The organism is Sphingobium sp. CCH11-B1, assembly GCF_001556865.1.
Taxonomy (GTDB): domain Bacteria; phylum Pseudomonadota; class Alphaproteobacteria; order Sphingomonadales; family Sphingomonadaceae; genus Sphingobium.
On the sequence record NZ_LSJY01000201.1, the window covers coordinates 1 to 12,166 of the forward strand.

The window sequence follows — 12,166 nt, forward strand, 5'->3', positions numbered from 1 at the left end:
CTTTTTGCACGCCGATCACCCCACGAAGGGGGTGCCTATTGCACGCTGATCCTCAAGTTCCATAATGCGCACGGGGCCGGCCTCGCTCGACGATGCGGTATGGGCCACCATCATCCAGACGCGCGGCCAGACTCGGATCGAGCGCTACTGGGACAGCTATGTCGCCTTCACGACCAGTGATACCGCCGCGGCCAATATATGTGCACCCATGAGCGATCTGGGATGAGACGTGCCTGGGCGGCATCCGGGAATCACGCGGCGGCGATTATCTGCTCGTGTCAACGCACCGCGTGGAGTGTGATATATTGTGGTCGCCTTGGGCCTTCGCCGCCCAGGATCGGATGATCGGCACGCCAAGCAATCAGACTCTCTCAGTTTGAGTCAAATGCGTAATAATCTTTCAAATCATCCGACCTTGTCATTTCTGTAACACAGCCCCAGGAAAACAAGTCCGACCGCGAAGCTGCCTATACCGATGACATTGGTCCACAGATCGAATGTCGTTACCGCATAAAGGCCCAGACCGATCAACGTCACGCTGCTCACCGCGGGAAACAGGCACAGGGCCAGCCATTGGCGCAGCGAGGCTTTGTAGCAATCCCGGAAGATCCAGGCCGCGCCAAGGCCCGCCAGTCCAAAATAATAATCTACCTGAAAGCCGAGTGCCCGCACCGATGCGAACAGCAACAACTGCACGCTCGGCATCAGCGCAGATGCCCAGATCAACACCAGGCCAAGCGCGATCATCGCGTAGATGGCGGCAGACGGCGACAAGGTGCGATGGTTGACGGTTCCAAAAATTCTGGGCATCGACCCATCGCGTCCCATCGCGAACAATGTCCTGGAAAACATCAGCATGGTCGCCTCGATGGCCGCGATGCTGGAAAGGATGACCGCGGCGGACGCCAGCAATCCGCCCGCATAGGACAGCCCGGCCCGGTGTGCGATGTTGAATATCAGATTGTCCGTCAGGTTCGCCGCGTCCTTCACCGGGAACATCATCAACGCTACGGCGGCGAAGCCGGCGTAAAGCAGAATGGTGATGAATATGCTGAGCAGTCCGCCCAGCCCGGCCTTCTCGCCGCCGCCGACCGTTTCCTCGCCCAAATTGGACGTCACGTCCCAGCCCCAGTAGAAATAGACCGCGACGAGCGCCGTCGCGGCGAACCCATCCAGGCCCAACCCGTGACCAAGCCATTGTTTACCCAACGGTTCAGCCGTTCCGACCGCGCTAATGTGCAACAGGGCCGCCGCCAATATGATGACGAGGATCAGCAGCTGCGCCACAGTCAGAATCGTCTGCGCCCGGCTGGTCACCGTGATGCCGGCGACGACGATCGAAGAAATCACGGCGAACCACATACTCGCCACGATCGACGTCGTGAACACATGGCCCACCTTGTCTGGCGCTATGATATTGAGCGTCGCCGTCGCGATCGGCACCGTGCCGCTCACCACGAAGAGCAGTGTGGCGATGAGGAGGGCCCAGCCAGAGAAGAAACCAAGCATCTTGCCGAAAATGGCCGTCGTCCATTGGTACGACGCGCCTGCATTCGCGTCGCGTTGTCCCAGCGCTTGATAGGCCTTTGCGATGCCCAGCATCGGAATGGCGAAGATGAGCAGCGATATAGGGGCGAAGCCACCCGCCGTCCCGATCAGCGCGGCGGTGCCCATCGCGATGGACGAGGCAGGCGCGCTGCCAGCTACGCCCATCATCATCGATCCGACGAACGAGACGGAATTGTCCTTAAGATGATCGCCCACTGAAATGCCTTCCGTCCTGCAAAATGGGGAGGGTGACAAGCGCGGCCCACGGCGCGCTAGTCACCCGGGTCAGGATGAGCCTTACCCCTTGATCGACAGAGTCAATCCAACCGTGCGCGGCCGCAACGTCGTCGCCACCCAGGCGGGGTCGTTCAGGATCGGGCGCGATGCGGGACCCAGGAGCAGGAAGGGATGCGCGCCGGTAATGTTCGTCATGAACAACGACAGGTCGAACAGGCCGAAGGTGGCTCCGACGCGCGCATTGAGCGTGGAATAGGACGGCACCTGTCGCAGCAGCCTGTTGTAGGCGAACGCCCCCGGCTGCGTCTGCCCTGCGCGTCGTTCGCGTGACAAATAGGTGAAATCGACACGTGAATAGAAGTTGACGTCGCCGACTGGCGGGAAGTTGTAGGTGCCAGAGAGAGCGACGTTCCACGGGGCGCTAGCGCCGGGCACGCCGGATCCCTTCGGGAATATAACGTTGGCGCCACCCTCGACATCTTGGTCGAACGTCGCCTTGGTGTAGCCGAGCGCGCCTGTCAGGAGCAGACCAGGAAGCGGCGACAGATCGATGGCCATGTCAAAGCCTTTGGCCGTCGCGTCGCCGGCGTTGTCGGTGAAGTTATAGCCGCACGTCGGCAGGGCGATGTCCGTCTGGATATTCTTCCATTTGATGATGTATCCGCTCAGCGCGATAGAGGCCTTGCCATTGAAGAACCGGTTCTTGCTGCCGGCTTCATAGCTCCAGACCGAGTCTGAATTATAGGTCGTCGGCGTGGTCGCGTAGCCGAGCGTGCGTAAATCGGCATCACAGACATTTGGCGGTATGATCGGCCCAGATCCGCCCGGTCGGAACCCCTTGGCCGCAGTTGCATAAAACAGATTTCGTCCATCCGGTTCGTAAGTGATGCCGAACTTAGGCGTAACGGACGTCTCGTTCTTTCGGGAGAAAGCGCTCGGATATACTGGCGTCAGCGCCCCTTGACCAACGACGCACGGGCCGCTCGCATACACCGCGCATGGTGTGCCGTATGGCGCGTTGATGTTGCTTTCAGGGCCAAGTAGGTCGACATTTTGTTCGAACCGGTTGCGTGCAACCCGGACGCCGGCGGTCAATTTCAGCGTTTCAAACATGCGCAGGTCCGCTTGGGCGAAACCTGCGAGCTGCGTTTCGACGAGGTGCCGGTTCTCGTCATAACTGACCGAGCCGGGCAAAAGCGGCACGCCGAAGGTGTTGAGGAACGCCGTCGAACCCGGCCCGAACGGTTCTCCATCCGCAACGCCATAAGGGACGCCACCGAAGGAAATGACCGGCAGGTTTGCGGTGAAGTTTTCTGAAATCGGCTGCCGGGCGGTCTGGACGTTGCGCGAATAGAAGCCGCCCACGACCCATTGCAGAGCAGACTCCGCCTGTGCCGACTGGAGACGGATTTCCTGGACGAAGTTCCGCTGCTTGTTCGCGAAATCGGAATGGGCCCGCGCGCCCGCCGGCGGGATGAATTGCTGGGTCATGTAGCGATAATAATAGCGTGTGTAATCGGCCCGCTGGCTCTGCTGGCGATCATAGTAGGAGGTGTTGGACGTCAGCGACGCAAAGCCCAGATCCCAGTTTATCTTGAGTGCGGGCAGGTAGAAGCGATCCTGTCCCGATTCGCTGCTGCCCCCCGAAAGTGGTGTCAGCGACGCGTTGGTCGCTGGATCGCCCGCCTGATACAGATATCTGGCATATTGCGCCTTGTCCGGGTTGGACGCGGCCAGCCAGAACTGCCCGATGCCGTCATTGTTGCGCAGCCTCTGGAAAGTGATCGAGGGCGTCAGGGTTAAATTGTCGCTGAGCGCGATGACCAACGCGCCATGAAGCAGGAGCGATGTGTCGAAATTTGCGTTCTTCTCGATCGTGCCCGTCTTGTTGAAGGTGATCGAGTTGCGATAGGACGCGGCCGTGGGATCGACGATCGTGTAGGTGCCATTGACATCGTCGACCCACCCGCCGTTCCGGCGGTAATAGGCACTTAGCCGAAACCCGATCTTGTCCTGGACGATGGGGCCCCCGACGGCGGCGGCCGCCTCATAGCTGGGGGCACCGCCCCGCGTGGTGGATGCCTCCAGGCGCCCGCGATAGGAAAATTTGTCGAGGCTGGGTTCGGTCTGGATGAAGCGGACCGTACCGCCTTCCGATCCGGCGCCGAAGAGCGTACCCTGCGGCCCGCGAAGAACCTCCACGCGTTCGATGTCGAACAGCGCCGGGAAGGAGGTGCTGGGTGCATAGCCCAGATTGCGCGCCTGGATGGGCGTATCGTCGATATAGATGCCGGTGGTCGAGGCGCCCGCGCTGGACGCGATGCCGCGAATGGAAACCTGGTTGCCGCCGATCGGCGATTTCTGCAATGACAGGCCCGGCGTCAGCCGCACGACATCGGAAAACTCGCGCGCGCCTCTTGCCTGCAATTCCTGCTGGGAAAAGGCGCTGATGCTGATCGGAACCTTCGAGAGCGTCTCCGACCGGCGCGTCGCGGTCACGACGATTTCGGTCGATCCCTGAAGCTGGACTTCGCTGGCCTCGCTCTGCGGCTCCTGCGCATGGGCCGACAATGCGGTCGCAACCGCGGTCAGCGCGACTCCAACCGTGATACTCCTGTGCCTGCGCGAAAAACTCCTCATAACCTTTGCTCCCCTTTTGCGCCGTGCTTGACTTCAAGTCACAGCCGCTGAGTGATCTCCCACGCGCATCATAATTCTACGCGCGCACCGTCATGGCGACGCGCTGAGTGCCATGTCATCAGGCTTGTGGTGCCAGCGTACGGGGTCTGAGGCGCAGACCGCGGACTTAGCCATCGGTTTTCACCGTGCCGTTTAGCAGCGCCGTGATCGCCAAAGGCGTGGCTTCATTCTCTATGGTCGGCGGCATCGTCCAGTCTTGACCATTGGCGATCTTGCGCAGCAGGCTCCGCAGTATCTTGCCGGACCGCGTCTTGGGCAGTTCGGGCACGACATGAGCCCCGCTCAAGGTCGCGATCGCGCCGAGATCGCGGCGCACCGCGGCGATCGCCCGCGCCGGCAGCGCGCTCGCGTCCAGATCCTTCCGCGCCACCATAAAGGCCAGGGGAACCGTGCCCTTGATCGGATCGTCCAGACCAATGACCGCGCATTCGACCACGCCATCGACAGCGGCCACGATCTGCTCCATCTGCCCGGTCGAAAGACGGTGACCGGCCACGTTTATGATGTCGTCGGTTCGTCCCATGACGAAGAAGAATCCCTCTTCGTCCCGATAGCCATAATCCCCGGTCTCATAATGGCCGGAAAAGCGCGCGAAGCTTCTGGCGTAGCCGGCCTGATTGTTCCACAGGCCGCGAAACGCGCCGGGCGGGAGCGGCTCGCGCACGATGATCGCACCGCTGCCGCCGGCGGGGCACTCGACGCCATCCTCATCCACGACGAGGATGTCGTAGCCGGGGACCGGTGGTCCGGCGCTGCCCAGGCGGCGCCGGCCGTCGCCTAGCGCCAGGCATGGCGCGATCGCGGGCCAGCCCAGTTCCGTCTGCCACCAGTGATCGATGACCGGCAGCCCGCTATGGTGCTCCAGCCAGCTCACCGTGTCGGGGTCCGCCCGTTCGCCGGCGAGAAAGATCGCGGTAAGGCGACCCGTTCCGATGGCGTCGAGCATCCGCCCCTGCGGATCCTCCTTGCGGATTGCGCGGATCGCCGTCGGCGCGGTGAAGAAGGCCTTCACGCCGTTCGTGACGATTGTTCGCCAGAAGGCGCCTGCGTCGGGCGTGCCGACCGGCTTGCCTTCATAAAGGATCGTCGTCGCTCCGACGAGGAGCGGCGCATAGACGATGTAGCTGTGGCCCACGACCCAGCCCACATCGGACGCGGCCCAGAAGACATCGCCAGCGCCGATGCCGTAGATGTTTGCCATCGACCAGGCCAGCGCGACCGCATGACCGCCATTGTCGCGCACCACGCCCTTTGGCGTTCCCGTGGTGCCGGACGTGTAGAGGATATAGAGCGGGTCTGCCGAGCCAAGCATGACGCAGGGCGGCAACGGGTCTTTGGCGACGGCTTCTCGCAGCGCCGTCCAATCGCGGTAGTGCTCCGGGTTCATGTCTGCGGCTAGCCGGTCCCGCTGCAGCAGGAGAACCTCCTCCACCTTGTGCGAGGCGGCGGCCATGGCCTCTTCGACGATCGGCCTGTACGGGATGACGCGCGCGCCTTCCACGCCGCAGCTCGCCGTCATCAGCAGCTTGGGACGTGCGTCATCAATGCGCTTTGCGAGTTCGTGCGCCGCAAATCCGCCGAATACGACCGAATGGATGGCCCCGATCCGGGCGCAGGCCAGCATCCCGAAAATCGCTTCGGGCACCATCGGCATATAAATCACGACGCGGTCGCCGCGCACGATGCCGAGGCGACGCAGCATTGCGGCGACGCGTGCTACCTCGTCCCGCATTTCCTGATAGGTCCAGCGCTTCGAGATTCCGGTGACCGGGCTTTCGTAGATGAGCGCCGTCGTTCCGCCACGACCGTCCAGCACATGGCGATCCAGGCAGTTGTGGCACGTGTTGAGGGTCGCGCCCGGATACCAGCCAGCAGCCGGATCGAAGGCGCGGTGCGGCGGGACATCCCATTCGATCGCCTTCGCCGCATCCATCCAGAACGCCTCTCGATCGTTCAGGCTCCTGCGCCGCTGAGTGACGTAGGGCGGTTCCGTCCCGGCTTCGCCGTCATCGGCCATGTCACGACTCATGGCGCCTCGTCCTGATTGAAGCGTCCTTTCGCGGCCTCGGCGGACAGCGCCGCCATTTCTGTCGGCGTGAAGACCCGTCCGCGCGCGAGGAACCGCTTTTCGCGGCCATTATCCAGGCTGAACATGCCGCCGCGCCCAGGCACGACGTCGAGGATCAATTGGGTATGGGCCCAGGCGGCGGCCTGCGCCTCCCCGATATAGACCGGGACATCGTCGACGATGCCGAGAAGCAGGTCGCTGCTACCGATACGAAAATCCCCTGCCGGGTAACACATGGGCGAGGAACCGTCGCAGCATCCTCCGGACTGGTGGAACAACAGCGCGCCATGATCGGCCTTGAGTTCGGCGACAAAGGCGCGCGCGGCGGGCGTCGCGATAACGCGGGGGATCTGCCCCGCGACATCCGCTTCCGCATCGCCGCCTACCATCGAAACGCTGATCCGCTAACGTGACACATCAGAAAAAGCCGAGTTTCTTGGGGCTGTAGCTTACCAGCATATTCTTCGTCTGCTGATAATGGTCGAGCATCATCTTGTGATTTTCGCGACCGATGCCGGACTGCTTGTAGCCGCCGAACGCCGCATGGGCGGGATAGGCGTGGTAGCAGTTCGTCCACACCCGGCCCGCCTTGATCGCGCGGCCGAAGCGATAGCATGTGTTCATATCCCTACTCCAGATACCCGCGCCCAGGCCATAGAGCGTGTCGTTGGCGATCTGGAGCGCCTCCTCTTCATCCTTGAACGTCGTCACGGACAGCACGGGGCCGAAAATCTCCTCCTGGAAGATCCGCATCTTGTTGTGCCCGCGAAACACGGTCGGTTCGACATAATAGCCGCCCGACAGGGCGCCGCCATGATTGGCCGCCTTGCCGCCAGCCAGCAGTTCCGCCCCCTCCTGTCGGCCGATATCGATATAGGCGAGGATCTTCTCGCACTGTTCGGACGAGGCCTGCGCGCCGATCATCGTTGCAAAGTCGAGCGGATTGCCCTGCTGGATGGCGGCGACGCGCGCCAGCGCACGCTCCATGAACCGGTCATAGAGGGACTCGGCGACCAGCGCGCGGCTGGGGCAGGTACAGACCTCCCCCTGATTGAGCGCGAACATGACAAAGCCCTCGATCGCCTTGTCCAAGAAATCGTCGTCCTCGCGCCCGACATCGTCGAAGAAGATGTTGGGCGACTTGCCGCCCAGTTCCAGCGTGACCGGAATCAGGTTCTCGCTCGCATACTGCATGATCAGGCGGCCGGTCGTCGTCTCGCCGGTGAAGGCGATCTTGGAGATGCGACTCGAGGAGGCGAGGGGCTTGCCAGCTTCGAGGCCGAAACCGTTGACGATATTGAGTACACCGGGCGGCAGCAGATCGCCGACGAGGTCGATCCAGACCATGATCGAAGCAGGCGTCTGTTCGGCGGGCTTCAACACGATGCAATTGCCTGCCGCGAGCGCCGGGGCCATTTTCCATGCCGCCATGAGCAGCGGGAAATTCCAGGGAATGATCTGCCCGACCACGCCCAGCGGCTCGTGGAAGTGATACGCCACCGTGTCATGGTCGATCTCGCCGATCGATCCTTCCTGCGCCCGCATCACACTGGCGAAATAGCGGAAATGATCGATGGCGAGCGGCACGTCGGCGGCGGTGGATTCGCGGATAGGCTTGCCATTGTCCCAGGTTTCGGCCAGCGCGAGCGTACCCAGATTGGCTTCCATCCGGTCGGCGATGCGATTGAGAATCAGGGCGCGCTCGGTGACCGGCGTCCGGCCCCAGGCATCCTTGGCGCGATGCGCCGCGTCCAGCGCGGCCTCCACATCCTCCGCCTGCGAACGCGCGATCTGCCCGATGATGCCACCGGTGATCGGCGAGATATTGTCGAAGTACCGGCCCGCTTTCGGCGCAAGCCAACGGCCATCGATGAAATTGTCGTACCGCTCCGCGAAAGGAGCCTTCATGACGACATCGCGATCCTCCTCAGCCATCTTCATCCTCTTTCTTATCTGTTTTCAATCACCGGCTCGGGCATGTGCGGCGGGCTGGGGAGCCCGCCGCACATCGTCCTCAGCCGCGCACGAGCTCTTCCATGAACTCGCCGAGCACGGCGACATAACCGTCGATTTCCTCGGGGCTATGGGCGAAAGAGGCCTGCGGACCCGCACTGACGATACAGTCCCAATAGCCCCTGTTGGCCATGAACACGCGCCGCGCATCGAGCATGTCGAGATCCATCGAAGGGCGTGCCTCCCGATAGTTGCGCGGCAACTCGGTTGTCAGGCACATACCCGATCGCGGCCCCAGCCGGAACGCGCGGCATGGCAGGTCCAGGTCGCGACATAGCGCGTCGATCCCGTCCGCCATGCGGGTCCCGAGTACCGAGATGCGGTTATAGGCCGCCTCGGTCAGCACATGCTCCAGCATGTCCCTGGCGACCGCCATCGACAGGGCGTTGCCATAGAGCGTGCCGCCCAGCCCGATGCCCGATCGACGGTGGAGGATGTCGAGATGCCGCTCCACATGGTCCGCCACCTCCCGCGTCATTCCGTATGCGGCAAAGGCGACGCCCGAGCCGAATCCCTTGCCCAGGGTCATGAAGTCGCTCTTGAGCTGCCACAGCCTGGTCAGGCCGCCATAAGCGAAGGAGAAAGTGTGCGCCTCGTCGATGCACAACATCGTCCCCGTCTCCTGGGTCAGTTGACGCAACCCCTCGAGAAAGCCGGGTTCCGGCAGCACCAGCGTGCAGTTGGTCATCGCCGGTTCGGTGAGCACGAGCGCGACGTCACGCTGTTTGAGCACGCGCGCGACCGCTTCGAGATCGTTGAATGGCAGGATGATCGTGTCTTCCGCACGCCGTCCCGACATGCCCTGATATTCCGGCACATTTTGGCCATCCTGCGAGACGACCAGCGTCTCCTCGATATGGCCGTGATATTTGCCTTCGAACACGACCAGCTTGCGGCGGCCCGTCATGTGCCGCGCGATGCGCATGATATCGGTGTTCGATCCTGATGCCGCGACCGTAAACTGCCATGACGGCATACCAGTCAGCGCGGCCAGCAACTCCGCCGTCACGATGGCGTCCTCGGTCGGCAACAGAAAATGGGCGCCCTTGCGATATTGGTCGGCCAACGCCTGCTCGATTTCGTGCACGCCGAAGCCAATCGTCATCGAGAGGTCCGACACGTTCATGTCGATATAGCTGTTCCCGTCCGGGTCGAAGAAGCGGGAACCGGCGCCATGGTCGGCGAACAGTTGCGGATGCGCATAATAGCCGGCCATCCAGGAATTGGGTACGCCCGCTGGCATCACGGCCAGAGCACGTTCGCGCAACGCGTTCGACGCCCGTGTGCGCTCGCTGAAACGGGCAACCTCGCGCCGGTCGATCCAGGTTACACGATCACGATCCGCGACGAAGCGGGTCGATTCATCGATCTCAAAAGACGTCATCGGGGGTAAGCTCCTGCGCGCCGGCACGGCCACCGGCACGATATTGGTTTGTTAACTTTTGGGCGAACGCCGGCTTATTGGGACGAGGGTGCATAGACCTTCTTGCCCATGAACCAGGTTCCGAGCACCTTGGTGTCGCCGATCTTTTCTGCGTGACCGGCGCGGGCAAGCTCCAGAATGTCCTGATCGACGATGATGAAGTCAGCCGACTTTCCGACTTCGAGCGATCCGATCTCCGACCCGCGATTGAGCGCGCGGGCACCGTTTATGGTGTAGGCATCAATCACATCCTCAATGGCAAGGCGCTGCCAGGGGCTGCTCGGTTGGCCGCCACGACGGGATCGGGTCACGCCCATTTCCATGTTCATGAACGGCTGCGGATCCTGCGTCAGGACTGGAGCGTCCGAACCGGCGACGATGACCCCACCGGCATCCTTCGAAGACTTGGTGGGATAGTTGCACTGCTCGAAATAGTCGCCGGGCTTGTGCAGCGCCTCATAGCTGTTGCCCTTCACCTTGTTGAAGAAGGGAACAGTACTGAGATCGTAGCCCTTGGGTTCGGCGTAAATCCAGCTGAAGGTGTAGATGAGGTTGAGCTTGTTCTCGCCGATGCGCTTCACGTCCTCGGCGGTGGCGCATTGAAGGTGCGCAAGCGAGTCCGGTCGCGTGGTGACCCCGTCCGCCTTGCGCGCCGCAAGCACGGCTTCAAGCGCCATATGCACCGCTGCGTCGCTGATCGTATGGATGTGGATCGTGTAACCCTTGAGGTGCGCCTTCATGACATAGTCGTTGAATATCCAGGGCGCATGCTGCGGAATGCCGTAGGAGATGGCGCATTGCCCCGGGTGGAAACCGTAGCGCTTCGTGAAATCGGCGATCGCCGTGGGCGAAGACACGTCAGCCGGCACGGCCCGCGCATAGACGCATTCGGGCGACGAAATATCGACATAGTCCTTCACCGACAAGAAACCCTTCGCATCCTTTTCGAAGATTGGCTGCAAATAGGGGACGGGACGGAAAGCGGCTCCGAAGGTCGGCGGCGTGTTGTTCGGATTGGCCTCCATGTCGCCGTCCGCGAATATCTTCACCGAATCTGCCCTGGCGAGCGGATTATTGGCATATTTTGCCTTGATGGCGTCGGCCTTGGCGAAGAGCGCGTCCCAGTTCACCCGGCCGTCCGCGTCCCGGAAGTCTTCCGGCGTCCAATATTGCGCCATGTTGACGCGGAAGCTCTGCTGCCCGGTCTTTTCAAGCTTGTCGTACACGTCGTACATGCTGCCCGGCCCGAAAATGCCGTCCGATGCATAGGTCGCGGCGTCCCAGATCGCCGTGATGCCGCGGCTGTTGAGCCGCTGCGCGAGCAGCTGGGGCTCAGCAAGCAGTTTCGCGAACTCCTCGACAGACGTCTCCGACGAATCCATCGGCGAACGAGCCTCGTCCTGCATGTCGCCGCTGGGTTCACCGTGAATATCGACGCCGACGACAGCCTTGTAGTGCGCGAAATCGGTTTCCAGCGTCTTTTTGGAATAGCCGACGGTCTCACCCTTCGCATTTTTGGCAAGAGCCAGCGCTCGGCTGTTATAAGCGCCATGGTGGCCGTCCCAGCCGGTCATGACGACAGGATTGTCCGGTGCAGCAGCATCCAGCGCAGCTCGAAGCGTTGCAAATTTGGAGTCGGTCTGATTACCGGCCGCATATTCCCATTGGGAAACGGCGAGCCATTTCCCCGGCTCGAGTTTCGCATCCACAACGCACTGGCGCACCAGCGTGGCGATTTCCGCCAGCGTATGCGCCTTCGCCTCAAGGTTGCATCCTCCGAAATCGACGATGCCACGAGGATGGATGTGCGAATCGACCAAGCCGGGCAGGACAAGCTTTCCGCCCGCATCCTCGACGACCGTATTGCCGCCGATATAGGCGCCGACCGCCTTGCCGTCGCCCACGAACACAAGCTTGCCATTCTTCACAGCCAGCGCTTCCACGATTCGGTGTGAGCCATCAACCGTGTAGATTCGCGCGTTCCTGAGCACGAGGTCAGCCGGAACCGGCCCTCGTGCCGTCGCCGGCGTCAACGACAACAGGGCCATCGCCAACGATGATGCAGCTGCTGCTGCCTTGAGCTTTCCCGACCAGGCTCGACCTGCCGCAGATCCGACGTGCATCGCCATTCTCCCAAGAACGGGCGGAGTCCGCCCCGACACATGAGGTGCATCGCC

Annotated in this window: 8 protein-coding genes; 1 reads left to right on the top strand and 7 read right to left on the bottom strand. The window is 62.1% G+C overall.

The annotated features are described in order from the left end of the window. Positions 1 to 64 precede the first annotated feature (64 nt). Positions 65 to 226 (top strand): hypothetical protein, encoded by a 162-nt coding sequence (locus AX724_RS23715; RefSeq protein WP_156448174.1) that lies wholly within the window; start codon positions 65 to 67, stop codon positions 224 to 226. Between the two features lie 179 nt (positions 227 to 405). Here AX724_RS23715 and AX724_RS19560 read toward each other — a convergent pair whose 3' ends face one another. The 7 genes from AX724_RS19560 to AX724_RS19590 all read right to left on the bottom strand — a co-directional run bounded on the left by AX724_RS19560 (position 406) and on the right by AX724_RS19590 (position 11,932). Beyond that, positions 406 to 1,764: an APC family permease gene (locus AX724_RS19560; RefSeq protein WP_066769917.1), complete on the bottom strand. Its 1,359-nt coding sequence runs from the start codon at positions 1,762 to 1,764 to the stop codon at positions 406 to 408. Between the two features lie 81 nt (positions 1,765 to 1,845). Beyond that, entirely contained in the window at positions 1,846 to 4,425 is a 2,580-nt protein-coding gene (locus tag AX724_RS19565) for a TonB-dependent receptor (RefSeq protein WP_066769919.1), read from the bottom strand. A gap of 166 nt (positions 4,426 to 4,591) precedes the next feature. Next, a complete protein-coding gene (locus AX724_RS19570) occupies positions 4,592 to 6,502 on the bottom strand; it encodes an AMP-binding protein (protein WP_066769928.1) in 1,911 nt (636 codons plus the stop codon). Between the two features lie 8 nt (positions 6,503 to 6,510). Then, the gene (locus AX724_RS19575; protein WP_066769929.1) at positions 6,511 to 6,942 is read right to left on the bottom strand and encodes a DUF779 domain-containing protein; all 432 of its coding nucleotides are present in this window, start codon (positions 6,940 to 6,942) and stop codon (positions 6,511 to 6,513) included. Between the two features lie 28 nt (positions 6,943 to 6,970). Further along, positions 6,971 to 8,488, bottom strand: a complete 1,518-nt coding sequence (gene adh / locus AX724_RS19580; RefSeq protein ID WP_066769994.1) for an aldehyde dehydrogenase — start codon at positions 8,486 to 8,488, stop codon at positions 6,971 to 6,973. Positions 8,489 to 8,567: 79 nt separating this feature from the next. Continuing rightward, complete coding sequence (locus AX724_RS19585; RefSeq protein WP_066769937.1) at positions 8,568 to 9,950, bottom strand: aminotransferase class III-fold pyridoxal phosphate-dependent enzyme; 1,383 nt, start codon at positions 9,948 to 9,950, stop codon at positions 8,568 to 8,570. Between the two features lie 74 nt (positions 9,951 to 10,024). After that, complete coding sequence (locus AX724_RS19590) at positions 10,025 to 11,932, bottom strand: amidohydrolase (RefSeq protein WP_197421642.1); 1,908 nt, start codon at positions 11,930 to 11,932, stop codon at positions 10,025 to 10,027. Positions 11,933 to 12,166 lie beyond the last annotated feature (234 nt).

Coding starts and splice junctions, on each gene's coding strand:
- AX724_RS23715 (WP_156448174.1), top strand. CDS start 65: ATGCGCACGGGGCCGGCCTCGCTCGACGATGCGGTATGGGCCACCATC.
- AX724_RS19565 (WP_066769919.1), bottom strand. CDS start 4,425: ATGAGGAGTTTTTCGCGCAGGCACAGGAGTATCACGGTTGGAGTCGCG.
- AX724_RS19570 (WP_066769928.1), bottom strand. CDS start 6,502: ATGGCCGATGACGGCGAAGCCGGGACGGAACCGCCCTACGTCACTCAG.
- AX724_RS19575 (WP_066769929.1), bottom strand. CDS start 6,942: ATGGTAGGCGGCGATGCGGAAGCGGATGTCGCGGGGCAGATCCCCCGC.
- adh (WP_066769994.1), bottom strand. CDS start 8,488: ATGGCTGAGGAGGATCGCGATGTCGTCATGAAGGCTCCTTTCGCGGAG.
- AX724_RS19585 (WP_066769937.1), bottom strand. CDS start 9,950: ATGACGTCTTTTGAGATCGATGAATCGACCCGCTTCGTCGCGGATCGT.